Origin of the sequence: Variovorax sp. dw_308, assembly GCF_019207085.1 — a bacterium.
GTDB lineage: Bacteria > Pseudomonadota > Gammaproteobacteria > Burkholderiales > Burkholderiaceae_C > Variovorax.
Genome location: NZ_JAATOM010000005.1, coordinates 49742 through 75299, shown reverse-complemented (window position 1 = coordinate 75299; position 25558 = coordinate 49742). Strand labels below are relative to the sequence as shown.

Annotated in this window: 22 protein-coding genes; 16 read left to right on the top strand and 6 right to left on the bottom strand. The window is 66.5% G+C overall.

The window, feature by feature from the left end:
• Positions 1-6 precede the first annotated feature (6 nt).
• Together HCU76_RS36585 and HCU76_RS12390 are read right to left on the bottom strand one after the other, a co-directional pair.
• Positions 7-927: a hypothetical protein gene (locus HCU76_RS36585; protein ID WP_256354155.1), complete on the bottom strand. Its 921-nt coding sequence runs from the start codon at positions 925-927 to the stop codon at positions 7-9.
• 190 nt (positions 928-1117) lie between these two features.
• Positions 1118-2233 (bottom strand): histidine kinase, encoded by a 1116-nt coding sequence (locus HCU76_RS12390; RefSeq protein WP_218509454.1) that lies wholly within the window; start codon positions 2231-2233, stop codon positions 1118-1120.
• Between the two features lie 117 nt (positions 2234-2350).
• Between HCU76_RS12390 and HCU76_RS12385 the strand changes: the two genes are divergently transcribed.
• Positions 2351-3718, top strand: a complete 1368-nt coding sequence (locus HCU76_RS12385; RefSeq protein WP_256354154.1) for an MATE family efflux transporter — start codon at positions 2351-2353, stop codon at positions 3716-3718.
• Between the two features lie 25 nt (positions 3719-3743).
• Here HCU76_RS12385 and HCU76_RS12380 read toward each other — a convergent pair whose 3' ends face one another.
• A complete protein-coding gene (locus tag HCU76_RS12380; RefSeq protein ID WP_218509452.1) occupies positions 3744-4328 on the bottom strand; it encodes a fasciclin domain-containing protein in 585 nt (194 codons plus the stop codon).
• A 350-nt stretch (positions 4329-4678) separates the two neighbouring features.
• Between HCU76_RS12380 and HCU76_RS12375 the strand changes: the two genes are divergently transcribed.
• Together HCU76_RS12375 and HCU76_RS12370 are read left to right on the top strand one after the other, a co-directional pair.
• On the top strand, positions 4679-6973 hold the full coding sequence (locus tag HCU76_RS12375) for a TonB-dependent siderophore receptor (protein WP_218509451.1): 2295 nt from the start codon (positions 4679-4681) through the stop codon (positions 6971-6973).
• Between the two features lie 31 nt (positions 6974-7004).
• A complete protein-coding gene (locus HCU76_RS12370; protein WP_218509450.1) occupies positions 7005-7691 on the top strand; it encodes a Fe2+-dependent dioxygenase in 687 nt (228 codons plus the stop codon).
• 345 nt (positions 7692-8036) lie between these two features.
• Here the strand turns inward: HCU76_RS12370 and HCU76_RS12365 are convergent, their stop codons facing one another.
• Together HCU76_RS12365 and HCU76_RS12360 are read right to left on the bottom strand one after the other, a co-directional pair.
• Complete coding sequence (locus tag HCU76_RS12365) at positions 8037-10211, bottom strand: malate synthase G (protein WP_218509449.1); 2175 nt, start codon at positions 10209-10211, stop codon at positions 8037-8039.
• 132 nt (positions 10212-10343) lie between these two features.
• Entirely contained in the window at positions 10344-11081 is a 738-nt protein-coding gene (locus HCU76_RS12360) for an IclR family transcriptional regulator (RefSeq protein ID WP_218509448.1), read from the bottom strand.
• A gap of 99 nt (positions 11082-11180) precedes the next feature.
• Here HCU76_RS12360 and HCU76_RS12355 point away from each other — a divergent pair, with 99 nt between their 5' ends.
• The 6 genes from HCU76_RS12355 (at position 11181) to HCU76_RS12330 (ending at position 17320) form a co-directional block, all read left to right on the top strand.
• Positions 11181-12119, top strand: coding sequence for a hydroxymethylglutaryl-CoA lyase (locus HCU76_RS12355; RefSeq protein WP_218509447.1), 939 nt, complete (start codon positions 11181-11183; stop codon positions 12117-12119).
• A complete protein-coding gene (locus tag HCU76_RS12350; RefSeq protein ID WP_218509446.1) occupies positions 12112-13305 on the top strand; it encodes a CaiB/BaiF CoA-transferase family protein in 1194 nt (397 codons plus the stop codon). The genes HCU76_RS12355 and HCU76_RS12350 overlap by 8 nt, the downstream gene beginning before the upstream one ends.
• Positions 13306-13399: 94 nt before the next feature.
• Positions 13400-13681: a DUF1778 domain-containing protein gene (locus HCU76_RS12345; protein ID WP_218509445.1), complete on the top strand. Its 282-nt coding sequence runs from the start codon at positions 13400-13402 to the stop codon at positions 13679-13681.
• Between the two features lie 104 nt (positions 13682-13785).
• The gene (locus tag HCU76_RS12340; RefSeq protein ID WP_218509444.1) at positions 13786-14721 is read left to right on the top strand and encodes a LysR family transcriptional regulator; all 936 of its coding nucleotides are present in this window, start codon (positions 13786-13788) and stop codon (positions 14719-14721) included.
• Between the two features lie 32 nt (positions 14722-14753).
• On the top strand, positions 14754-15206 hold the full coding sequence (locus HCU76_RS12335) for a DUF2214 family protein (protein WP_218509443.1): 453 nt from the start codon (positions 14754-14756) through the stop codon (positions 15204-15206).
• Between the two features lie 56 nt (positions 15207-15262).
• Positions 15263-17320 (top strand): spermidine synthase, encoded by a 2058-nt coding sequence (locus tag HCU76_RS12330; RefSeq protein WP_371319805.1) that lies wholly within the window; start codon positions 15263-15265, stop codon positions 17318-17320.
• Between the two features lie 70 nt (positions 17321-17390).
• On the opposite strand, the gene HCU76_RS12325 is transcribed toward HCU76_RS12330, so the two are convergent.
• Positions 17391-17723 (bottom strand): hypothetical protein, encoded by a 333-nt coding sequence (locus HCU76_RS12325; RefSeq protein ID WP_218509441.1) that lies wholly within the window; start codon positions 17721-17723, stop codon positions 17391-17393.
• Positions 17724-17853: 130 nt separating this feature from the next.
• Between HCU76_RS12325 and argS the strand changes: the two genes are divergently transcribed.
• The 7 genes from argS to HCU76_RS12290 all read left to right on the top strand — a co-directional run bounded on the left by argS (position 17854) and on the right by HCU76_RS12290 (position 25459).
• Positions 17854-19551 carry an arginine--tRNA ligase gene (gene argS, locus HCU76_RS12320; RefSeq protein ID WP_218509440.1) on the top strand — a complete coding sequence of 566 codons (1698 nt, stop codon included), beginning with the start codon at positions 17854-17856 and terminating at the stop codon, positions 19549-19551.
• Positions 19552-19556: 5 nt separating this feature from the next.
• Positions 19557-20276 (top strand): SPOR domain-containing protein, encoded by a 720-nt coding sequence (locus HCU76_RS12315; protein ID WP_218509439.1) that lies wholly within the window; start codon positions 19557-19559, stop codon positions 20274-20276.
• Positions 20277-20403: 127 nt separating this feature from the next.
• Complete coding sequence (locus HCU76_RS12310) at positions 20404-21051, top strand: thiol:disulfide interchange protein DsbA/DsbL (RefSeq protein WP_218509438.1); 648 nt, start codon at positions 20404-20406, stop codon at positions 21049-21051.
• Positions 21052-21156: 105 nt separating this feature from the next.
• A complete protein-coding gene (lptA, locus tag HCU76_RS12305; RefSeq protein WP_218509437.1) occupies positions 21157-21864 on the top strand; it encodes a lipopolysaccharide transport periplasmic protein LptA in 708 nt (235 codons plus the stop codon).
• 17 nt (positions 21865-21881) lie between these two features.
• Complete coding sequence (lptB, locus tag HCU76_RS12300) at positions 21882-22703, top strand: LPS export ABC transporter ATP-binding protein (protein WP_218509692.1); 822 nt, start codon at positions 21882-21884, stop codon at positions 22701-22703.
• A 12-nt stretch (positions 22704-22715) separates the two neighbouring features.
• The gene (gene rpoN / locus HCU76_RS12295) at positions 22716-24302 is read left to right on the top strand and encodes an RNA polymerase factor sigma-54 (protein ID WP_218509436.1); all 1587 of its coding nucleotides are present in this window, start codon (positions 22716-22718) and stop codon (positions 24300-24302) included.
• Between the two features lie 353 nt (positions 24303-24655).
• The gene (locus HCU76_RS12290; protein WP_218509435.1) at positions 24656-25459 is read left to right on the top strand and encodes a hypothetical protein; all 804 of its coding nucleotides are present in this window, start codon (positions 24656-24658) and stop codon (positions 25457-25459) included.
• Positions 25460-25558: the final 99 nt, after the last annotated feature.

Sequence of the window (25558 nt, the reverse complement as noted above, 5' to 3'; positions counted from 1 at the left end):
CCCTGTTCAGCGGTACCCGGCTTCGTTCGGGTTATGGATGATCCAGATCAGGTTGCCGCTCGAGTAATCGCCCATGCCGCCGCCGGCGAACACCAGGCGACCTTGGCCCTTGTAGGTCATCTCGTAGCGGTGGCGGTCGCTGCCGAAGTAGAACGGGATGAAGGCCTTGCCGGTCACGTAGACGCCTTGGTCCGTGGGCGGGCCGATCAGGTCAGTCACTTGCCGCGTCGGCATGCCGATCTGCAAGCGTGTGAACTTGCTGCCAGGTCCGGGGTTGCCGGTGATCTCGCCCTCGTAGTCGTTGAGGCCCTTCACGGTGCGGCCGCTGCCGGCCTCGACCTTGGAGGAGTCGACGACATTGCCGCGCGCATCCATGCCGGGCTTGCCGGCGCCGACGGTGCCTGCGCCGCCGCTGGATGCCGCGGGTGCAGCAGCCGCAGTTGTCGCGGCCGCAGCCGGCCGCGCCGGTTCGGCCGAGGCGGCCACGGCGCATCGGTCGAGGTCGACGATGCGTTGCAGCGGCTTGGCGACGTAGCGGTAGTCGCGAATCTTTGTCACCACCTCGCCGCCGCTGAAGCCTCCGCCGACGGCGCGGCAGCGGAAGTAGGTCGAGTCACCATCGCTCACCACGTAGGTGCCCGCCGGTGCGCCGCGCCCGCTGGGCTTCGACAGCGACAGCGTGACGGTCTTGCCGACGAGATCCTGCTTGAGGCCCTTGCCTGCGCCATCGCCCAGCACGCCGGCCAACTCGTCGTAGCCCATCCCCTCGATCATGGGCTTGGGAGGCGGCGCGGGCGGCGCTGCAGTGGCTTGCGCTGGCGCGCCCGAATCCGCAGATTTGTTGGCGGTGGATGAGCAGCCCGCGGCAAGCAGCGCAACGGCGGCCGTCAAGGCCAGCGCGGGAAAAGGGATCGTCCTCGGGTTCATGTTGTCGGCACTCCATTTGTAAGAAATTGAATTCTCGGCCAAATGAAGTGCCGCGGTCCATCCGCGACAGGCCGTGCACGCCGCTTTGCTCCCTCGCGGATGGGAGGGATGGGGCGATGCGCGGGGTCGATCGTTCGGCCGGGTGGGGGCCGGCAAATGGCTGTGTGCGGCTATTTGCCGGACGACTCCCTCAGGTCTGCAGCCGTGCGGTCTTCAGGCTGCCTTCCACCGGCGCCAGCGGCACCGAGAGGATGATGGACGTCCCCGCGCCGCCGCCGTCGTTGCTGATGTCCAGCCGGCCGTCGACGGTGCGGGCGCGTGCGCCCAGCCCGTGGAAGGCCCGCGGCTTCTCGAGTTCAGCCCGCGTCAGCCCGCGGCCGTTGTCGGTGATCTCCAGGGTCAGCATGTTCTCGCCATCCGACAGCTCGATGCGCACCTCGCTGCACGCGGCATGCCTGGCAATGGTGGTCAGCGCCGCCTGCGCGGTGCGATAGGCCACGAGCTGCACATCCTCCGGTGCATGGATGACTTCATGCGTGCTCGTGAACGCGGTCTTGACGCCGGTGCGGCGCTCGAATGAATCCGCCAGCCAATCGACTGCCGCCACGATGCCGCGCTCCAGCACCGGCGGACGCAGGTCCTGCACGATGCGCTGGCTGGCGCCGATGGCGTGTTGCAGCATCTCGGTGGCGGCATTGACATGGTCGAGCACGCCCGGCTCTTTCGCTTGCCGGCCGATCCAGCCGAGGTCGGACTTCAGCGCCGCGAGCGAACCGCCGATGTCGTCCTGCACCTCGCGCGCGATCGCCTGGCGCTCCTCCTCGATGCACCTGCGAAGGTCGTCGTTGAGTTCTGTCGATCGCTCGACGGAGCCCGCCAGCTCGGCTTGCGAATCTTCCTTCGTGGTGCGGATGCGGCTCGCGTCCAGCGCGCGCACCATCACGCGGGCCAGTTGCGGCAGCGCGTTCTTGCGCACGAAATCGCAGGCGCCGCGCCGCACCGCGTCGATGGCCTCGGCCTCGCTCGCCGAACGCGACAACACGATGAACACGGGCTGCCGTCCGGGCGTGCCCAGCAGGACTTCCCAGGCATCCATCGCGCTGAAGCCATCGAGGCGATAGGCGGACACGACCACGTCGCATGGCGCGTCGATCAGCCGTTGCCTGAAGCGTTCCAGCGTCTCCACGCGCTCGATCAGCGGACTCGATTGGTTGAGTCCGAGGGCGTCGCACATCTGCTGGTGGTCTGTCTCCGATGGCTCGAGGTGAACGATGCGCAGCCGCTTCAAAAGTAGGGGAAAGAACATGTGCGCGCGATGATAGTGAGCACCTCGCCCGCACGCAAAATGGCTCGCCCCATGACCACACACGACACCGACAAACCACGTTTCGTTACAGGGTCGTTGATAAAGCATGTTTGCGTCATGTCGACCACCGCGGCAGTCGGGCTCATCGCGGTCTTCGTCGTCGACCTGATCAACCTGTTCTACATCTCGCGTCTCGGCGAAAAGGAAATAGCCGCTGCCGTCGGCTTTGCAGGCGTCGTCGGTTTCTTTCATACATCGGTGTGCATCGGCGTGACCATCGGCATCACGGCGGTGGTGGCGCGCGCGATCGGTGCGGGCCGTCGCGCCGATGCGCGCTGCATCGCGACATCCAGCCTCGTGCTGATGGTCGCGGTCACGGCTTGCGTAGGCATCGTCACGCTGATGTTCCTGCACCCGCTGCTGCGTGCGCTCGGCGCCACAGGTGATACCGAGCGGTATGCGGCCCGCTACCTTGCGATCACCGTGATGTCGATGCCCCTGCTCGGCGTCGGCATGGCCTGCGCAGCCCTGCTGCGCTCCGTGGGCGATGCGCGGCGCGCGATGATGGTGACGCTCGGTGCCGCAGTCGCCACCGCGGTGCTCGATCCGATCCTGATCTTCGGCCTGGGCATGGGGGTGGAGGGCGCGGCAACCGCGTCGGTGGTGTCGCGCTGCATGCTGGCGGCGGTCGGCATGCGCGGTGTGGTCGTGCGGCACCATCTGCTGGCGCGCTTCGATCCCGGGCGGCTGCGTGCCGATGCGCGGTTGCTGATGGGCGTGGCCGGCCCCGGTGTGCTGACCAACCTTGCAACGCCCGTCGGCGCGGCCTTCGTGACGCACTCGATCGCGCAGTTCGGCGCGTCGGCGGTCGCGGGGCAGGCCATCATCGACCGCATGACGCCGGTCGCTTTCGGGCTGGTGTATTCGCTGAGTGGCGCGGTCGGGCCGATCCTTGCGCAGAACCTTGGCGCGGGGCAATTCCGGCGCGTGCGCGTGGCGTTGCGCGCCAGCTTGCTGTTCATGGTCTTTGCAGTGGGCGCGGCCTGGCTGTTGCTCGCGCTGGGGCAGTCGCTGATCGTGTGGGCCTTCTCCGCCGAAGGCCCGGCGGCGGCGCTGATCCATGCGTATTGCTCGTGGATTGCCGCGGGCTTCTTCTTCGTGGGCGCGCTGTTCGTGGCCAACGCGGCGTTCAACAATCTCGGCCGGCCGCTGCTGTCGACCGGGTTCAACTGGGCACGCGCCACGCTCGGCACCATTCCCTTCGCATGGATCGGTTCGCACTACGGGCCGGCCGGCGTGCTGGTGGGGCAGGCGGCGGGTGCGGCCATCTTCGGCACGCTCGCGATGGTGGTCGCGTTCCGACTGGCGGCGCGTCTCGGGCCGGCGCAGGACGCGGGTGCGTCACTGGACGCGGCGCCGGTGCCGGAGGCTGGCAGTGCGTCCGCGCTGGCGGCGCTGATGCCGCCCAACGCGGACGACGCATAGCGAAGCTGCGCAACCCCCGCTCCGCTCAACCCGGCAGCAGCACCTTGTCGACGACGTGGATCACGCCGTTCGACTGGTAGACGTTGGCAATGCTCACCGTGGCGGTGCCGCCCTTGGCGTCGGTCACCATCACCTTGCTGCCGCTCATCGTCGCGGTGAGCGTGCCGCCGCTGGCGGTCTTCAGCATGGCCTTGCCACCGCCTGCCGCGATGGCGCTCATCAGGGCGGGGCCGTCCATCTTGCCGGGCACCACGTGATAGGTCAGCACCTTGGTCAGCGTTGACTTGTTCTCGGGCTTGAGCAGCGTGTCGACGGTGCCCGGCGGCAACGCGGCGAAGGCTTCGTTGGTGGGCGCAAACACGGTGAAGGGGCCCGGGCTCTTGAGCGTGTCGACGAGGCCGGCGGCCTTGACGGCGGCGACCAGCGTCGTGTGGTCCTTCGAGTTGACGGCGTTGTCGACGATGTCCTTGGTCGGATACATCGCTGCGCCGCCGACCATCGGGTTCGCCATGGCGGTGGCGCCGGCCATGCCGGTGTTGCCCGCGCCCATGCCGCCCGCGCAAGCGCTGAGCAGGACTGAAACGCCGACGGCAATCATGAGTTTTTTCATTGGGAAGCTCCTGGAAGGTTGGATGAGACAAGGCATCTGTGGAAACCGCCAACAGCGCGGGGGCGCATTGCGCTTGCTTCCAGTACGCGGGCGAATCCACGCCGGATTCAAGGGCGTGCGGGCTTCACTGCTCAACGCTATCGCTCGCGAGGACGCAGGGATGAACCTGTGCGGAAGCTGACTTGAGACGAAGATTTTCAGATCTGTCGTGCCCATCGCACGCTTGCCAAATCAAACGCAAATACGAGTGATTCGCAGCTACCATTTGCAGCGACAGCGCGCCGTGCTCGCGCGTCCGCAGCGCCTGCAGGAGCCATTGCAGGCGCTGCCTTTCCCCAGGAGAAGACCCCATGAATCGCAAGCAACGCCCGGCCGCCCGACGGACGCCGTTGGCTCTCGGCCTGACCGGCCTGTTCGCCGTGGCCGCCTGTTCCGGCGCCGCCGCCCAGCAAGCACCGACCCCGCCCGCGGCGCCCGCTACCGCAGCCCCCGGCACCAGCCAGCCGGCGACCTTGCGCGAGATCCAGGTGCCCGTCACCGACGACAAGGGCAGCTTCAGCCCACCGAGCGCGTTGTCCATCGACCGGGCTGGCGGCGATCCGCACGACATCCCGCAATCGATCACCGTGATCAACCAGGCGCTGATGCAATCGCAGGGCTCCACTTCGCTGGCCAGCGCCCTGCGCAACGTGCCGGGCCTCACCATCGGCGGCGCCGAAGGCGGACAGATCGGCACCAACATCAATCTCAACGGCTTCTCGGCGCGCACCGACATCTATCTCGACGGCGCGCGCGACCGCGCCCAGTACTACCGCGACGTGTTCGCGCTGGACGCCGTCGAAGTGCTGATGGGGCCGTCGTCGATGCTGTTCGGGCGCGGCTCGACGGGCGGCGTGATCAACCAGGTCACCAAGCGGCCTTCGCTCACCGCGGCGGCAGAAGCTTCGGTGTCCGCCAGCACCACGGGACTGGTCCGCACCACCGTCGACGTCAACCAGCCGCTGTCGGAGACCTCGGCGTTCCGCGTCTCCGGCATGGCGCAGTACGGCGATGCCACCACCCGCGACCAGACCAAGCTGCAGGACGGGGGCATCGCGCCCGTCCTCAAATTCGGCATCAACACGCCGACGCAGGTCACGCTGTCTGCCCTGGTGCAGCACAACCGCGACATGCCCGACTACGGCGTGCCGCCGCTCAACGGCCGGCCTGCCAAGGTCGATCGCAACAACGCCTACGGCTTCGGCGACGACCGCACCATCTCCGACATCGGCGCCTTCGGGGCGCTGATCGATCACAAGATCACCGCGGACACACGCATCCGCAACCAGACGCAGTTCAACGACGTCACCACCGATGCGCGCGAAACCGCACCGCAGAACATCGGCCGCATCGTCAACGGTGCGTATGTCGCCGGAACCACCGGCACCACTGCCGTGCCCTTGCCATTGATCAGCGCGCTGCCGATCGAGCAGCTGTGGGTGCGCCAGCAGAGTCACGACCGCGTGATCAACGACAGGTCGCTGTTCAATCTGACCGAGCTCAGCACGAAGTTCGACACCGGCTCGATCAAGCACAGCCTGCTGGCTGGCCTCGAGCTGGGCCACGACAGCTACCGCAACCAGGCCTACTACCGCAACGGCACCTGCGGCCGCTCGGCCCTGAATCCGGCCGGCGGCACCAGCGGCTATGCGTCCTGCACGCCGCTCGCCAACCCGATCGAGATCGATTCGCCCGCCAACGCGCCCAGCCTGCCCGGCAACCTGGCGACGGCGACAGGCGATACCGTCGCCGCCTACATCAACGACACCATCGAACTCAGCCCGCAATGGAAGCTGGTCGCGGGCGTGCGCCAGGACCACTTCAAGGCCGATGTGGCGAACACGGTCACATCCGCCACCACGCTCGGCTACGAAAAGCAGACCGTGGACTTCACCAGCGTGCGCGCCGGCGCCATCTGGCAGCCTACGCCCGCCCAGTCGTACTACGTGTCGTACAGCACCTCCTTCAACCCGTCGCTCGAACAGCTGGTCGCGACCACGGGCGGCACGCAACCCCTGCCGCCGCAGGAAAACAAGTCGTACGAAGCCGGCGGCAAGTGGGACCTGAACGACGGCAAGGTGTCGCTGAGCGCAGCGGCGTTCCAGATCACGCAGACCAATGCGCGCTCGCAGAACAACGACGGCACCTACACCGCCACTGGCACCGTGCGCGTGAACGGCGCGCGTGCCGGCGTGGCCGGACGCGTCACCGACAAGCTCCAGCTGTTCGGCGCCTGGACCTACCTCGACGGCACCATCATCGACGGCATCGCGCCGGGCACGCAGGGCAAGACGCCGGCCAACACGCCGAAGAATGCGGCCAGCCTGTGGACCACCTATGCCTTCACCCCCGAATGGGAAGCCGGCCTCGGCGCTACCGCCAGCTCGAAGCGCTATGCCAACAACACCGACCTGGTCCAAGTGCCGGGCTACACGCGCTTCGATGCGATGGTCGCCTACCACCAGCCCAAGTACGACGTGCGGCTGAACGTCTACAACCTGACCAACAAGTACTATTACGACGCGCTGATCCCGTCCGACGGCGGTCGCGCGGTGCCGGGCTCCGGCACCTCCGCCACGCTGTCGCTCAACTACCGCTTCTACTGATCCGCGACGGCTGGCCGCCGTCCTTCCATCCATGCTGGTCTGCATTCCGAAAGTCCTCGACGCCGACGCCGTCGCACAGGTGAGGGCGCGGCTCGATGCGGCCGGCGACGCCTGGGTCGATGGCCGCGTCACGGCCGGCCATCAGGGCGCGCCGGTCAAGTTCAACCAGCAGATCGACGAGCGCACCGAGGTGGCGCAGGCCTGCCAGGACATCATCGCCAGCGCGCTGGAGCGCAACCCGACGTTCATCAGCGCGGCGCTGCCGAACTTCCTCTACCCGCCGATGTTCAACCGCTACAGCGAAGGCATGACCTTCGGCCTGCACGTGGACGGCGGCGTGCGCATCCATCCGTACAACGGCCGCAAGGTGCGCACCGATCTTTCGGCAACGCTGTTCCTGTCGGACCCTGCGAGCTATGACGGTGGCGAGCTGCAGATGGAGGACACGCATGGCATGCAGACCGTGAAGCTCGCGGCGGGCGACCTGGTGCTGTATCCGGCCACCAGCGTGCACCGCGTGACGCCGATCACGCGCGGCGTGCGAGTCGCTTGTTTCTTCTGGGTCCAAAGCTTGGTGCGCGACGTGGGCGACCGCGCCTTGCTGTTCGACATGGACAACGCGATCCAGCGGCTGAACCAGACGGGCGCGGATGAGTCGGCGCGGCGCACGCTGACCGGCGCGTATCACAACCTGTTGCGCAAGTGGAGTGATACCTAAGGGCGCCCTCGCCCTGCGATGAAGCGGATCACATGATCCGCGACGTCCTTCCTGCTGCGGCATCACGAACCTCAGTCCAAGGGTCTGCCCAATCCGTTGTGTCAGGGCAGCCAGGCGCACCGAAGTAGTCCCGGCGCCATTCTTCCAGCTTGGCTGCGAAGGTCTGCGCAGATATCACCTGATCGTTGTTTTGCGCTTGAGGAATGGGGGTTTCTTGCATCCTGTACCTCGTTGACAAGAGATGTACAGATCGATTGTGCACCGAGTTTTTGAGTGCTCACTGTGAACACAAAAACGGCGCCCGAAGGCGCCGTCGTGTGCGGCCGCAGCGAGGCGCTCAGCCCATCAAGCCTCGCCCTTCACCTTCAACCGCCATGCATGCAGCAGCGGCTCGGTGTAGCCGCTCGGCTGCTCGATGCCCTTGAACACCAGGTCTTGCGCAGCCATGTAGGCGGCCGAGGTCTTGAAGTTGCCGGCCATGTTCTTGTAGAGCGGATCGCCCGCGTTCTGCTTGTCGACCACCGCGGCCATGCGTTCGAAGGTCGCATCCACCTGCTCCTTCGTCACGATGCCATGCAGCAGCCAGTTGGCGATGTGCTGGCTGCTGATGCGCAGCGTCGCGCGGTCTTCCATCAGGCCGACGTTGTGGATGTCGGGCACCTTCGAGCAGCCCACGCCCTGGTCGATCCAGCGCACCACGTAGCCGAGGATGCCCTGCACGTTGTTGTCGAGTTCCTGCTGCTTCTCTTCGGCAGTCCAGTTGGTCGTCGGCGATACCGGCACTTGCAGCAGGTCGTTGAGGATCGCATCGCGTTGCGCGTCGGCGTCAATCTTCTCGAGTTCCTTCTGCACCTCGGCCACGTTGACCTGGTGGTAGTGCAGCGCATGCAGGGTGGCGGCGGTCGGCGAGGGCACCCAGGCCGTGTTGGCGCCGGCCTTGGGGTGGCCGATCTTGATCTTCAGCATGTCGGCCATCAGGTCGGGCATGGCCCACATGCCCTTGCCGATCTGCGCCTTGCCGCGCAGGCCGCAGCCCAGGCCGACCAGCACGTTGCTCTTCTCGTAGGCGGTGATCCACGGCGTGGTCTTCATGTCGCCCTTGCGCAGCATCGCGCCGGCCTGCATGCCGGTGTGCATCTCGTCGCCGGTGCGGTCCAGGAAACCGGTGTTGATGAAAGCCACGCGCGCCGAAGCGGCGGCGATGCAGGCCTTGAGATTGACGCTGGTGCGGCGCTCCTCGTCCATGATGCCGAGCTTCACGGTGTTGGCCGGCAGTCCCAGCAGTTGCTCGACGCGGCCGAACAGCTCGTTGGCGAAGGCGACTTCGGCCGGGCCGTGCATCTTCGGCTTCACGATGTAGATGCTGCCGGTGCGCGAGTTGCCCTTGCGCTTCAGGTCGATGGTGGCGATGGTCGTGGTGACGACGGCGTCCAGGATGCCTTCCGGGATTTCCTTGCCGCCGGTGTACAGGATGGCCGGGTTGGTCATCAGGTGGCCGACATTGCGCACGAACATCAGCGAACGGCCGTGCAGCTTCAGGGGCTTGCCGTCGGCACCGGTGTATTCGCGATCGGGGTTGAGGCCGCGCGTGAAGGTCTTGCCACCCTTGGCCACTTCTTCCGTCAGCGTGCCGAGCTGGATGCCGAGCCAGTTGCCATAGGCGACCACCTTGTCTTGCGCATCGACCACGGCCACGGAGTCTTCCAGGTCGAGGATGGTGGAGAGCGCGGCTTCCATCACCACGTCGCTGATGCCGGCCGCGTCGGTCTTGCCGATGGCGGTGCTGCGGTCGATCTGGATGTCGAGGTGGATGCCGTTGTGCTTGAGCAGTACCGACTTCGGCGCCGACGCGTCACCCGTGTAGCCGATGAACTGCGACGGTTCGGCGAGCGCCGTGCTGCTGCTGTGCAGCGCGATGACCAGCTGGCCGTCCTTGACGCTGTAGCCGGTGGCGTCCTTGTGCGAGCCGTTGGCCAGCGGCGCGGCTTGGTCGAGCACGTTGCGCGCAAAAGCGATGACCTTGGCGCCGCGTACCGGGTTGTAGCCCTTGCCTTTCTCGGCGCCGTCGGTCTCGGGGATGGCGTCGGTGCCGTAGAGCGCGTCGTACAGCGAGCCCCAACGGGCGTTGGCGGCGTTCAGCGCGTAGCGGGCATTGAGGATGGGCACCACCAGTTGCGGGCCGGCTTGCTGCGCGAGTTCGGCGTCGACGTTCGAGGTCGTGGTCTGCACGTCCTTCGGCGACGGCACAAGGTAGCCGATCTTCTCGAGGAAGGCGCGATACGCAGGCATGTCCTTGATCTGGCCCGGGTTGGCCTTGTGCCACGCATCCATCTCGGCCTGCAGGCGGTCACGCTCGGCCAGCAGGGCGGCGTTCTTCGGCGCCAGGTCGGCCACGATCGCGTCGAAACCCTTCCAGAAGCTCGCGCTGTCCACGCCGGTGGCGGGCAGGACCTTCTGCTCGATGAATTGATGGAGTTCGGTCGCGACCTGGAGGCCGTGAACGTTGGTGCGTTCGGTCATATGGAAAACCTCGGGGGATGTATATGAAAGGGGTGGGTGCAAAACCCGTGTCGATACTGTATTGGATACCGAGGCAAAGATTAATCGCCGAAGAATCCCGTTATTTGTGATGTAAACGCAGGTAATCGCCGCTCACACGCGGCCATTGAGTTGCTTTGCAGCAGCCAGAACTGGCGCGATGTAGGCGGGGTCGTAGCGATGCGCGGGCATCGTGAGGGTCACGGCCGCGGCCAGGGCGCCCCGTGCGTCGAGCACCGGCGCGGAGATGCCGGCGACATCTGCAAGGCGGTCGCCCACACTGCTGAAGTAGCCGTCCTTGCGGATCTTCGCGTAGAGCGTCTTTTCCTTGCCGGCGGGGGCGGGCGCTTCCGTGTCGAAGGCGCCGAGTACGCGGCCGCCGGTGCCCTGGTTCAGCGGGAGCACGTCGCCGGCCTTGATGTGGTCGCGAATGGGATGCGGCGAATCGACGCGATAGAGGCACACGCGCACGGCATCGGCGCCGTGGCCTTGCCTGACGTGGTAGGCCGCGCTCTCGCCGGTGGCTGCGACCAGGTCGCGCAGCACCGGCAGCACGATCTGGTCAAGGGAGAAGGCCGCGGCGTAGAGGCCGTGCAAGCGGGCAATCTCCGCGCCGAGTGCATAGCGGCCGTCGTCCAGCCTCCGGATCAACGCGGCATGTTCCAGCGAGGCCAGCAGGCGCAGGACAGTGCTCTTGTAGAGCTGCGTACGCGCCGCGAAATCGCCCAGCGACAAGGCGTCGTCGCCCGGCTGGAACGCTGCCAGCAGGCTCAGTGCCCGGTCGACCGCGGCGGCGCCGCCGGGGGCGGCGTTCAGGTCGGAGACGGATTCGGTCTGGGGCTTGCGTGGCATGGCGTCTCCTTGACAGGCGGGTGATTCGTCGATTTAATTCTGTTTAACGGAATATAGTTCTATCAGACGGAACAGTCAAGCCAAAGGAGACGAAAAGAGATGACATCCCCCGATGTGCTGATCAGCGAGGTCGGCCCGCGCGACGGCCTGCAGTCGGTCAAGGCCACGATGCCCACGATTCACAAGCTGCGCTGGATCGATGCGCTTCATGCGGCGGGCGTGCGAGAGATCGAGGTCGCGTCCTTCGTGCCCGCGAAGCTGCTGCCGCAGATGGCCGACGCCGCCGAGGTGGTGCGCCATGCGATCACCTTGCCCGGCCTGACCGTGATGGCGCTGGTGCCCAATCGGCGCGGCGCCGAGGCCGCATTGGCGGCCGGTGTCCACAAGCTCACCATGCCGGTGTCGGCCAGCGCAGCGCATTCGCTGGCCAACGTGCGCAAGACGCGCGAGCAAATGGTCGAGGAGGTGCGCGCCATTTCGGAGCTGCGCCGCGACATGGCCCCGCACGTGCGGCTGGAGGCCGGCATCTCGACCGCCTTCGGCTGCACGCTGCAGGGTGATGTGCCGGAGGACGAAGTCATCGCGCTGGCCGTGCAGTGCATTGCCGCCGGCGCCGATGAATCGGGACTCTCCGACACGGTCGGCTATGCCAACCCCGCGCAGGTGCGCCGCCTCTTCAAGCGCCTGCGCGCCGAACTGGGGGCGCACGCCGGCGCGGCCCACATGCACAACACGCGCGGCCTCGGGCTGGCCAACTGCCTTGCCGCGTATGAAGAGGGCGTTCGCACCTTCGATTCGTCGCTCGGCGGCCTTGGCGGCTGCCCCTATGCGCCGGGCGCATCGGGCAATGTCGTCACCGAAGACCTGGTCTTCATGTTCGAGGCGATGGGTGTGCGCACCGGCATCGACCTCGACAAGCTGATGGCCGCACGCGCACCACTGATCGCCGGCCTGCCCGGCGAGCCGGTCTACGGCATGACCCCCGAAGCCGGCCTGCCGAAGGGCTTCAGGCAACAAGGAACCACATCAAATGTCTGAAGCCCCCAAGCCATTGCCCTACGCCGGCATCCGCGTCGTCGAATTCACCCACATGGTCATGGGCCCGACCTGCGGACTTCTGCTGGGCGACCTCGGCGCCGAAGTCGTCAAGGTCGAGCCGATCGAAGGCGACAACACGCGCCGGCTGCTCGGCTCCGGCGCGGGCTTCTTCCCGACCTTCAACCGCAACAAGAAGAGCATTGCGCTTGATCTCAAGCGTCCCGAAGGCGTCGAGGCCGCGCTGCGCCTGATCGCCACCGCCGACATCGTCAGCGAGAACTTCAAACCCGGCACGATGAAGAAGCTGGGTCTCGATTACGCGAGTCTCAGGAAGCTCAACCCGCGCCTCATCTACGTGAGCCACAAGGGCTTCCTGCCCGGCCCGTACGACCACCGCACCGCGCTGGACGAAGTCGTCCAGATGATGGGAGGCTTGGCCTACATGACCGGCCGCTCCGGCGACCCGCTGCGCGCGGGCACCAGCGTCAACGACATCATGGGCGGCATGTTCGGCGCCATCGGCGCAATGGCCGCGTTGCGCCAGCGCGACCAGACCGGCGAAGGCTGCGAGGTGCAGTCCGCGCTGTTCGAGAACAACATCTTCCTTGTCGCGCAGCACATGATGCAGTTCGCTGCCACGGGCAAGGCGGCCGACCCGATGCCCAGCCGCATCTCGGCCTGGGCCGTGTACGACGTGTTCACCGTGAAGGACGGCGAGCAGATCTTCCTTGCGGCTGTCAGTGACAAGCAGTGGACCATCTTCTGCAAGGCCTTCAGGTTGGAGGAGATGCTGGCCGACCCGCGCCTGAAGACCAACAACGACCGCGTTCTCGCGCGCGAATGGATGATGCCGATCCTGCGCTCGCACCTGGCCGGCCGCAGCGCCGCCGAACTGAGCGAAGTGTTCGAGCAGAACGAACTGCCTTTCGCGCCGATCACCAAGCCGCAAGACCTGTTCGAAGACCCGCACCTCAACGCCACCGGCGGCCTCGCGCCCATCCGCATGAACGACGGCAGTACGTCGAAGGTGCCGCTCATGCCTTTCACGATCGGCGGCGAGCGCCCCGGCATCCGCCTGCAGCCGCCGTTGCTCGGCGAGCACACGAATGTGTTGCTCAAGGAAGTCGGCTACAGCGACGCGGACATCGAAACCCTGAAGTCACAACACATCACGACTGGAGACTGAACCCAAGCATTTGCTTGACCGCACGACCCTGCTTCGTCTCGAGTGAATCGCGGATTCGGCAAACTGCCGCACAATTTCTGCAAGGAGATTTGAAATGCAATCGACTGCCGAGACCGCTCGCCTCGAAGCCCGTATCAGCGCCGACTTGCACGCAAAGCTCAAACGAGCTGCGGAAGTCGAAGGTCGCCTGATGACCGATTTCATCGCGTCAGCGGTTCAGTGCGCGGCGCAGCGTGCAATAGAGGAGGGGGAAGTCCAGCGCCTGTCGATGGCAGATCAGGAGACCCTGGCGCAAGCGCTGCTTGCCCCACCCAAGCCCACTGCGGCATTGCGTCGCGCCTTTTCTCGACGGCGCAAGCTGCTGAACGCGAAGTGAGGTCGGTATCGTTTCGCGTTGCTTCGCTGGATCCGGACCGTTGACGCTGTTCCTGCCGTTGGCGACGGTGCGCGCGTTGTTGAAATGAACCAGAAGCCCTCGCGATGGACCGCCTCAAGCAACTCGAATCCTTCGTCTCCGTCGCCACCCGCGGCAGCCTGACGGCCGCGGCCAAGGCGGAGAACGTGGCGCCCGCGATCATGGGCCGGCGCATCGATGCGCTCGAAGAGCGCCTCGGCGTCAAGCTGCTCGTGCGCACCACGCGGCGCATCACGCTCACGCACGAGGGCAGCGCCTTCCTCGAAGACTGCCAGCGCCTGCTGGTCGAGTTCGCCAATGCCGAGGCCAGCGTGAGCGCCGGCGGCGTCAAGGCCAGCGGCCACTTGCGCGTCACGGCGCCGGCAGGCTTCGGCCGCCGCCATGTCGCGCCGCTGGTGCCGCGCTTCCATGCGCTGCATCCGGAAGTGCGCATCTCCTTGAACCTCAGCGACCGCGTGATCGACGTGGCCGGCGAAGGCTATGACTGCGCCGTGCGCGTGGGCGACCTGCCGGATTCCTCGCTCGTGAGCCTGCGCCTCGCGGACAACCGCCGCCGCTGTGTCGCGACGCCGGAGTTCATCCGCCGACATGGCGCGCCACGACATCCGGCGGACCTCGTGCGCTTTGCCTGCCTCACGCTGTCGAGTGACGCTTCGCAAACCCGCGGCTGGGCCTTTCGGCTGCCACCCGCGCCGGGCGCGGAAGGCGGCGAGGAGGTGATCCACCTGCGCCCCAGCGGCCCGCTCGACTGCACCGACGGCCAGGTCCTGCACGACTGGTGCCTGGCCGGCCACGGCATCGCATGGCGCAGCAACTGGGAGGTCGAGGCGGAGATCGACGCCGGCCTGCTCGTGCCCCTGCTCGACGATTTCGCCGCGCCGCCGAACGGCGTCTATGCGGTGTTCCCGCAGCGCAAACACCTGCCCCTGCGCGTGCGGCTGTGGCTGGACTTCCTCAAGCTGCAATACGGCATGCCCGAGTACTGGGGCCGCCGCGCATAGCCGGCCGGGCACGATGCTTGCACAATGAGGCGATGACCCTCGAAGCCATCCTTGCCTACCTGCATCTGCTGGCCATCCTCACGATGGTGGTCTTCATCGCGAGCGAAGCGGCGTTGTGCCGCATCGAGTGGCTCAACGCCGCAGTCGTGGAACGGCTGGCGCGGGTCGACATGGTCTACGGCATCGCGGCCGTGCTGGTGCTGCTGACCGGCTTGCTGCGCACCTGGCTCGGCGTCAAGGGCACGGGCTGGTACTGGACCAACCCCTTGCTGCACATCAAGCTCACGCTGTTCATCATCGTGGGCATCGTCTCCGCCTTCCCGACGATCACGTACATGCGCTGGCGCAAGACGCTGCGGGCGACCGGCGCGCTGCCCGCCGAGGCGGAAGTGAAGAAGACCCGCAAGCTCGTGATGATCCAGGCCCACCTGATCGCGCTCATCCCGCTGTTCGCGGTGTTCCTGGCGCGGGGCTACGGCAAGTAGGCCGTGGCGGCCGGCGCAGGCTCGCGCAACAAACACAACACATGGGAGGAGGGCGCGTGAGTCCTGGGTACATCAAGCTTCTGTTCGCCGGCACGATCTTCACGAGTGCCTTCCTGCTGTTCCTGGTCCAGCCGCTGATCGCCAAGCAGATCCTGCCGTGGTTCGGCGGATCGGCCGCGGTGTGGTCGATCTGCATGGTGTTCTTCCAGGTCGTGCTGCTGGCGGGCTATGCGTACTCCGACGCGGTGACGCGGCGACTCAGCGCGAAGGCGCAGGCGCGGCTGCACGTGGCGCTGCTGCTGGTGAGCCTGGCCTTCCTGCCGATCGTGACCAGCGCCCGCTGGAAGCCCGCGGGCTCCGAAGACCCGACGCTCTGGATCCTCGGGCTGCTGCTGGGCACCATCGGGCTGCCGTATTTCCTGCTGTCGACCACCGGGCCGCTGGTGCAGTCCTGGCTCTCGCGCACGCCTTGGGGCGCGCAGGTGTACCGCTACTTCTCGCTGTCGAACCTCGCGTCGCTGGCCTCGCTGCTGAGCTACCCGGTGCTGATCGAGCCCCACAGCTCGCTACTGCGGCAGGCGCAAGGTTGGTCGTGGGCCTATGCGGCGTTCGTGCTGCTGTGCATCGGCACCACGCTGTACGCGGCGCGGCAGGGCACGGCGTCGACTGGGGCCAACGCAGAGGCCGGCCAGGCCACCGAGGCCACGCCCGCGTCGGCCACACCTCTTCAAGCGCCCGGCATCGCCGACTACCTGCTGTGGCTCGGCCTGCCCGCGCTCGGATCCTGGCTGTTGCTGGCCATCACCAACCACATCACGCAGAACGTCGCGGCCATCCCCTTCCTCTGGGTGCTGCCGTTGTCGGTCTACCTGCTGACCTTCGTCCTGTGCTTCGAAAGCGACCGCTGGTACCGCAGGGGCTTCTTCCTGCCGGCCACGGCGGTGATGCTGGTGCTGTGCGCCTTCGGCCTGCAGGACAGCCTGGGCTCCGACGTCAAGACCGCATTGCCGCTCTACGTGATCGGCCTCTTCGTGCTGTGCATGTTCTTCCACGGCGAGATGGCGCGCATGCGGCCGGCGCCGCATTACCTCACGCGCTTCTACCTGATGCTGTCGCTGGGTGGCGCGATCGGCGGCATCGCGGTCGGGCTCGTCGCACCGCACGTGCTGCCGGCTTACTACGAACTGGGTCTCGGCCTGATCCTCAGCGCGCTGGCTGGCGCTGCAGTGCTGCGAGGCCGGCGTCTTGGCTGGGCCGGTGGCATGGCGGTGGCCGCGTGCTGCGCCGGATTCCTGGCACTGCAGGTGCGCAGCGACAGCACCGGCGCACGCGAGATGACACGCAATTTCTACGGCTCGCTGGCCACCAGCGACACGCACCGCGACGATCCCGAGGACAACGTGCGCAAGTTGTTCCATGGCTCCATCAAGCACGGCGAGCAGTTTCTCGCACCGGCAAGGCGCCGCGAGCCGACCACCTACTACGGTGCCAGCTCAGGCGTCGGGTTGGCCATCTCGGAGGCGCCGCAGGGTCCGCGCCGCGTCGGCCTGATCGGGCTGGGCGCCGGCACGCTCGCGGTCTATGGCCGCGCCGGTGACGTGTACCGCGTCTACGAGATCAATCCGCAGGTGTTCGAGCTGGCCGACACCGAGTTCACCTTCCTGCACGACAGCCTCGCCAGGATCGAGCGCGTGCTCGGCGATGCCCGGCTGGCGCTGGAGCGCGAGGAGCCGCAGCAGTTCGACGTGCTGGCCGTCGATGCTTTCTCGGGTGACTCGGTGCCGATCCATCTCATCACCGAGGAGGCGATGGAGGTCTACCTGCGCCACGTCAAGCCCGACGGGGTGATTGCCTTCCACGTGACCAACAGGTTCCTCGCACTGGCGCCAGTGGTCGTGGAGATTGCCAAGGCGCAGGGGCTGCACGCGGTGCTCGTGCACGACGAAGCCGAGCACAACGATGCGCTGCGCCGGACCGACTGGGTGCTGGTCGCGCGCAATGCCGCCAGCCTCGACCGCGAATCGATCCGCAACGCCAGCGTGCCGGTGACGCCCATCGAGGGCCTGCAAGCCTGGACCGATGACTTCAACAACCTGTTCGGCGTGCTGAAGTAAGGCGCCATACGCACAAGCAACAAGGCCCGCACGCGGCGGGCCTTGGTTCAACGCTGGCAGCGGCGGGGCATCAGCCCTTCGCCGCGTCCGCTTCGCACTTCTTCATGAAGCTGTTCTTGGCGGCGCCGGCCAGGGCCTTGCCGTTCTTGTCGACAGCCTTGGCTTCGCAAGCGGGCGCGACGGCGGCCTTGGTGTCCTTCTCGCACTTCTTGACGAAGCTGTTCTTGGCGGCGCCGGCGAGCTTCTTGTCGGCGGCCTGCATGTCGCAGCTTGCACCAGCCGCTGCGGCTGCAGGGGCGGCTGCCGCAGGTGCCGCGGCCTTGTCTTGGGCTTGCGCCGCGCCGAAGGAGAGGCATGCGCCCAGTGCGACAGTGGTGGCGACCAGGGAAAGGAGCTTCTTCATGATGGTGTATGTCCTTGCAAGGTAGGGGTTGTGACAGGTGCCCCGCTCCGGGGCCGACCATCCTAACGGGCGACCCTGTCCGCGGGATGACCGGCGCGGCCGTCTGAATTCGCCCCGGTAAAATTCACAAATGCTATTGGTCAAACAAGAGCTGCTTGCAGCACTCGCGAGCACGCTCGAATCCCTCCTGCCCGGCGCCAGCGCCAAGGCCATCTTCGAATCGCCCAAGGTGGCAGCGCATGGCGACTTCGCCAGCACTGCCGCCATGCAGCTCGCCAAGCCGCTGCAGCGCAAGCCGCGCGAACTCGCCGAGCAACTGAGCGCCGCCCTCATGGCCACGCCGGCCTTCGCCCGGTGGGTCGACGCGGTCGAGATCGCCGGCCCCGGCTTCCTCAACATCCGCCTGAAGACGGCTGCCAAGCAGCAGGTCGTGCGCGAGGTGCTGCACGACGGCGCCGCGTTCGGCCAGCAACCCGCCAACGAAGAACGCGTGCTGGTCGAGTTCGTCTCGGCCAACCCGACCGGTCCGCTGCACGTCGGCCACGGCCGCCAGGCTGCGCTCGGCGACGCCATCTGCAACCTGCTCGCCACGCAGGGCGACAAGGTCTGGCGCGAGTTCTATTACAACGACGCCGGCGTGCAGATCCAGACGCTGGCCAACAGCACGCAACTGCGGGCCAAGGGCTTCAAGCCCGGCGACGCGTGCTGGCCGACCGACCCCGACAACCCCGCCAGCAAGGCCTTCTACAACGGGGACTACATCGCGGACATCGCCGCCGACTTCCTCGCGAAGAAGACCGTCAAGTCCGACGACCGGGAGTTCACCGCCAGCGGCGACGTGGACGACATCGACTCGATCCGCGGCTTCGCCGTGGCCTACCTGCGCCGCGAGCAGGACCTGGACTTGAAGGCCTTCCAGGTGCAGTTCGACCACTACTACCTGGAATCGAGCCTGTACACCAGCGGCCGGGTCGAGGCGACGGTGAAGCGCCTGGTCGCCAACGGCAAGACCTACGAGCAGGACGGCGCCCTGTGGCTCAAGTCCACCGACTACGGCGACGACAAGGACCGCGTCATGCGGAAGCAAGACGGCACCTTCACCTACTTCGTGCCCGACGTGGCGTACCACATCGCCAAGTGGGAGCGCGGCTTCCACAAGGTCGTGAACATCCAGGGCACCGACCACCACGGCACCATCGCACGCGTGCGCGCCGGCCTGCAGGCGGCGGGCGAGGGCATCCCCACGGGCTACCCGGACTACGTGCTCCACACCATGGTGCGCGTGGTGCGCGGCGGCGAGGAAGTCAAGATCAGCAAGCGCGCCGGCAGCTACGTCACCCTGCGCGACCTGATCGAGTGGACCAGCACCGACGCCGTGCGCTTCTTCCTGCTCAGCCGCAAGCCCGACACCGAGTACACCTTCGACATCGACCTGGCGCTCGCGCAGAACAACGACAACCCGGTCTACTACGTGCAGTACGCCCATGCCCGCATCTGCAAGATGCTGCGCGACTGGGGCGGCGACGTCGCTTCGCTGCAAGACGTCGACCTGTCGCCGCTGCAGGCGCCGCAGGCACAGACGCTGATGCTGCAACTTGCCAAGTACCCGGAAATGCTCACGGCCGCGGCCCGCGATTTCGCCCCGCACGATGTCACTTTTTACCTCCGTGAACTGGCTGCCAATTTGCACAGCTACTACGATGCCGAGCGTGTGCTCGTCGACGACGAAACGCTGAAGAACGCCCGCCTGGCGCTGGTCGCCGCATGCGCGCAGGTGCTGCACAATGGCCTGGCGGTGCTCGGCGTCAGCGCGCCGGAGAGAATGTGACATCCATGAAAAAACGACAAAGCGGCAATGTAGTCATCGGCCTGATCATCGGGCTCGTCATCGGCCTGGGAGTGGCCCTGGGCATCGCGGTCTATGTGACCAAGGTGCCGATCCCCTTCATGACCAAGACGCAGCGCGGCGGCGCCGAGCAGGACGAGGCCGAGGCCCGCAAGAACCGCGACTGGGACCCGAACGCGCCGCTGGCCGGCAAGGCCGGCGCCAAGCCTCCCGCGGCACCGGTGCCGGTCGCCGCGGCGCCTGCGACAGCGACCCAGCCCGCCACGGTGGGCCCGCTCAATCCGCCGGCCACGCCGCCGGTACCTGTGGTGGTCGCCCCCACCACCAAGCCGGCCACCAAGCCGGTGACGCCGGCCGAAGCCAACGCCCTGCCGCCTTCCTCCAGCGACCCGATCGGCGACCTGGCCCGCTCGAAGACCGCTGGCGGCAACACGCAGGTGGCCGCCGCGGCGCCTTCTTCCGGCGCGGACCCCTTCATGTACTTCGTGCAGGCCGGCGCGTTTCGCTCGACCGAGGATGCCGAGGCGCAACGCGCCAAGTTGTCGCTGATGGGTGTGGAGACCAAGGTCACCGAACGCGAGCAGGCCGGACGCACGGTCTACCGCGTGCGCGCAGGTCCGTACGGCAAAAAGGACGACGCCGACCGCTTGAAGGAGCGGCTCGACAGCGGCGGCCTGGATACCGCCCTGGTCCGGGTGCAGAAGTAGGCGCCATCGCGGGCCTCCGCACGCCGCGCCACCAAATGAAACTTGCAGGGAGAATGGGCCGGGCTTGCGCGCGAGGAACTTCGCGCTGCATGGCAGGCTCTGTCAGCCGCACTGGAGAAATTGTTCAATGAATCGTCGTGATTTTTCGCTCGCCGCCACTTCGCTCGGGCTGCTTCCCCTGGCCAGCCCTTCGCATGCGCAGGCGCCCATGTTCTCGGCCGGCAAGGACTACATCAAGCTCGGCAAGCCCGCGCCGGTGGATTCGCCGGCCGGCAAGGTCGAGGTGGTCGAGTTCTTCTCGTACAACTGCCCGCACTGCGCCGCCTTCGAGCCGGACCTCGAGACCTGGATCAAGAAACTGCCGCCGCAGGTTGCTTTCCGGCGCGTGCCGGTGGCCTTCGTCGGCAACGACGTCGAAAGCAAGCAGCGCATGTACTACGCGCTGGAGGCGATGGGCAAGGTCGATGAAATGCAGCTGAAGATCTTCGACGCCATCCACCGCCAGCGCCAGCCCGTCATGGGCGACGATGCGATCCTGGCCTGGGTGGCCAAGCAGCCGGAACTCGATGCCAAGAAGTTCGGCGAGATGTTCAAGTCCTTCTCGGTCGCCGGCAAGGCCAAGCGCGCCACGCAATTGCAGAACGAGTACCAGGTCACCGGCGTTCCCGCGTTCGGCGTGGCCGGTCGCTGGTATGTGGACGGCGAACTGGCCCGCAGCATGGAACGTGCGCTGCAGATCACCGACTACCTGGTTGTCGAAGCCCGCAAGGGTTGAGCGAACAAAGTCAACCCGTAGAAATATCGACCTCTGGCACTGGGCCTTTCGTCAAGGTCGTGCCAGACTGCCGCATACAATGGGCGCAGCAAGTTTCGTGCCTTTATGAATACGCGCCCCAACCTCCTCACCCCGCTTCAATCCGCATGCAAGGCAACCCTCGGGCTGCTCGCGCTGGCTGCCGTGGCGGGCGCGCCGCTCGCGCATGCTGAAAAGGCCGACCGCGCCAAGCCGATGAACATCGAGTCGGACGCCATGCGCTACGACGACCTGAAGCAGACCAGCGTGTTCACCGGCGCGGTGGTCGTGACCAAGGGCACGATCATCATCCGCGGCGCGCGCATCGACGTGCGGCAGGACCCGGAGGGCTACCAGTACGGCGTGGTCACCGCCGCGCCCGGCAAGCTGGCCTACTACAAGCAGAAGCGCGACGCACCCGGCGGCGACGAGTGGATCGAGGGCGAATCCGACCGCATCGAATACGACAGCCGCGCCGACAACGTCAAATTCATCGGCCACGCCGTGATGCGGCGCCTCATCGGCAGCAAGGTCAACGACGAAAGCAGCGGCCCGCTGATCGTGTACGACCAGAGCAACGACACTTTCACCGTCAACGGCTCCACCGTGCCGCCAGACGCCGCCGTGTCGTCCGGCACGCAAGGCGCGCGCGTGCGCGCCGTGCTCACGCCGCGCCCGCCTGCCAATGCATTGCCGGGCAGTCCCCGGGCTGGTTCCGTGCCTCCGGCCCCCGCGCCGGCGCCTGGCGCCGGCCTGCGCTCCACCACCACGCTCGGTGGGGAAGCGCCCCCGTGATGCGCAACGACAACGCCATGATCGACAGCGGCGGCGAGACTTCGCTCGGGGCAGGCGGCGGCGCCGTCGCGGCAGTCGCGGTCAACGGCAGCCGCCTCGAAGCGCGCGGCCTGCAGAAGTCCTATGGCAGCCGGATGGTCGTCAAGGACGTGTCGCTCGGCGTGCAGAAGGGCGAAGTGGTCGGATTGCTCGGCCCCAACGGCGCCGGCAAGACCACGTCCTTCTACATGATCGTCGGGCTGGTCCGGGCCGATGCCGGCGACATCACCATCGATGGCGAACCGATCGCGCACATGCCGATCCACCGCCGCGCGCGCATGGGCTTGAGCTACCTGCCGCAGGAGGCCTCGATCTTCCGCAAGCTCACGGTCGAGCAGAACGTGCGCGCCGTGCTGGAGTTGCAGTTCGAGACCCATGCCAACGGCAAGCGGGTGCCGCTCGGCAAGGAGCGCATCGAGGAGCGCCTGACCGAGCTGCTGACCGACCTGCGCGTCGAACATCTGCGTGATTCCCCGGCACTGTCACTGTCGGGCGGCGAGCGCCGTCGCGTGGAAATTGCGCGGGCCCTGGCCACGCAGCCGCGCTTCATCCTGCTGGACGAGCCCTTCGCGGGGATCGACCCGATCGCCGTGATCGAGATCCAGCGGATCATCAGTTTCCTGAAGGGGCGCGGCATCGGCGTGCTCATTACGGACCACAACGTGCGGGAAACGCTGGGCATCTGCGATCACGCTTTCATCATCAGCGACGGGCAAGTGCTGGCACAAGGCACGCCTTCGGAGATCGTCGACAACGCGGAGGTACGCAGGGTGTACCTTGGCGAGCATTTCAGAATGTAGGGGGCCTTCGGCATGAAGCAAGGCCTGTCGCTGCGCGTATCGCAGCACCTGGCACTGACGCCCCAATTGCAGCAGTCGATCCGGCTGCTGCAACTGTCGACGCTGGAATTGAGCCAGGAAGTCGAGCAGATGCTCGACGACAACCCGTTCCTCGAACGCACCGCCGAGGAGGCCGCGCGCGAGGAGTTCGGCCTCGAAGCCGCCGACGCGCCGCCGCCGCGTGACGACGAGTTCGCCACTCCGCCCATCGCCAACGGCGCAGACGGCCCTGCCTCTGCCACCGCGTCGAGCGAAGCGGATGCCGCCAGCGCCGATGCGACCGCGGACGGCGTCTCCGACAGCGAGCCCGACTGGGGCGGCGACGGCACCGTCGACATGGTGCCCGACGACAGCGAATGGGGCGGCGACGCCCCCGCGCGCGCCAACAACCTGGGCGGCGACGAGCGCGCCGACGCCACCGAGCTGGCGCGCAGCCAGGAGTCTTTGCAGGCCTTCCTGCACCGCCAGGGGCTGGGCCTGCGCCTCGACGAGACCGACCGCGCCGCGCTGAGTTTCCTGATCGAGTCGCTCAACGACGACGGCTACCTGGAGGACTCGCTGCCCGCGCTGGCCTCGGGCCTGGCCGGCAACGACAACGACGAATTCGACGAGCTGGTGCATCGCTTCCAGATGGCGCTGGGCCTGCTGCAGAGCCTGGAGCCGGTCGGTGTGGGCGCGCGCGACCTGGGCGAATGCCTGGCGATCCAGCTGCGCGCGCTGGCGCATGCCGATGAATCCGAGGACGAGGAGCAGGTGCGCAAGGTCGCCATCGCCATCTGCAAATTGCCGATGGACCTGCTGGCCCGCCGCGACTTCAAGCGCCTGGCCACGCTCACCAAGAGCAACGAGGAACTGGTTCGCGCGGCGATGCAGCTCATCGCGCGGCTGGAGCCCAAGCCGGGCCGGCGCTTCGTGGACGTGGAGCGCAACGTGGTCGTGCCCGACGTGATCGTCACGCGCACCGGCCGCGGCGCCACGCTCAAGTTCCGCGTCATGCTCAACCCCGACGTGATGCCGCGCCTGCGCGTGCACGACATCTACGCCGGCGCGCTGAAGGCGCACAGGGGCGAGGGCAGTCAGGCGCTGTCGCAGCGGCTGCAGGAGGCGCGCTGGTTCATCAAGAACATACAGCAGCGATTCGACACGATCCTGCGCGTAAGTAACGCCATCGTCGAGCGGCAGAAGAACTTCTTCGTGCACGGCGAACTGGCGATGCGCCCGCTGGTGCTGCGCGAGATTGCCGACGAACTCGGCCTGCACGAGTCGACGATCAGCCGTGTGACGACCGCCAAGTACATGGCGACGCCCTACGGAACGGTGGAACTCAAGTACTTCTTCGGGTCGGCGCTGGGTACGGAAACTGGCGGGAATGCGTCAAGCACGGCGGTGCGGGCGCTGATCAAGCAGTTCGTGACCAGCGAGAACATCAAGAAGCCGCTGTCGGACAGCCAGATCTCGGACATGCTGAAGGAGCAGGGGATCGAGTGCGCGCGGCGCACGGTGGCGAAGTACCGCGAGGCGCTGCGGATCGCGCCTGCAAATCTGCGCAAGGCGCTCTGACCGCAATCCGCAAGCTCAGGCGCTTTTGTCGCCATCAAGACGGCATCTTCAACTATTTGTGCAAATGTGTTGTGTTTGTGCCGCTGTCCATGAACGGCAGATGAGCGCCGACAATTGTGGTCATCTTGGCGAATTTGGAAGCTAACAGGCTGGTAGTTGGCCAAACGTCTGCGATCGCGCCGTTCCGTTAAATTGCGGCGCCGCAATATGTTCCTGCTAAACTACAGTTGGTCAAGAATGTATACGACTGCGTCCCATCGCAGTCAGGGTGCAGAAAGCTCCCGGGCAGGTGTTTCCATGCGCTGAGACAACCGCCATCCGCAATTCTCCAGAGCCCTAACCGAAAACCTTTGATGAAATCTATCGCGAAAACCCACTGGGTCAAACTCTTCGCATGCGCCGTGGCGCTGGTGTCCGTTGCCGCTTGTGGTGGCGGCGGTGGCGGTGGCGGAGGTAACCTCTTCCTACCGGTGACCGGTGGTGGCAGCGGCACCGGCACCGGCACGGAAGTGTCCGGCACTGTGGCCCGCGGCGTGTTGCTCGCCGGTGCGACCGTCAACATGACCTGCGCCAATGGCGCAACCCTTGCCGGTACGGCCAATGCGCTCGGGTTCTATACGACGGGCAAAGCGGCAATCACCTACCCGTGCATCGGGTCTGCCAAGCTCGGCAATTTGACGTATCGCGGCATCTTGTTTTCGGGCACCGTGGCCAACTTCACGCCGCTGACTGATTTGCTCGTCGAGGTCACGGAAGCCGCTGCTGGCGTCGGCCCCACGTCGCTGTCGATGGCTGAACTCATCAACAAGGTCACCAAGGATGGTACCTTCGCCGACAGCCTCGTCGCAGCGGCGTCGTCGTATCGCGCGACCGTCCTGGACGTCGTCAAGGCGCTGCTGATTGCGGACGGCCACACGGAGGCCGAGTCCAATCTGTTCCTGCAAGCTGCGCGAACCCTGGGCTTCGATGTAGTGAGCTTTGTGTTGGGTTCAGACCTCGACAAGTGTCTTGAAAACATCGCTAGCGTGACCCAGAACGCGGACGGCTCTGTCAAGGCGTCCGCGCTGGCGGCCGCCAAGGCTGCGGGCGACAAGCTCCCGTTGCCTGTCAGCGGACCGACCGGCGCGACCGCCGGTACCGGCGCTTCGGGCAACTAAACCCGAGGCCGCTTACAAGCGGGACTCTCATCAAAGGGCAGTCGAAAGACTGCCCTTTGCCTTGTGAGGGCCCCGCTTCAACTCAGAGATTCAGAAAAG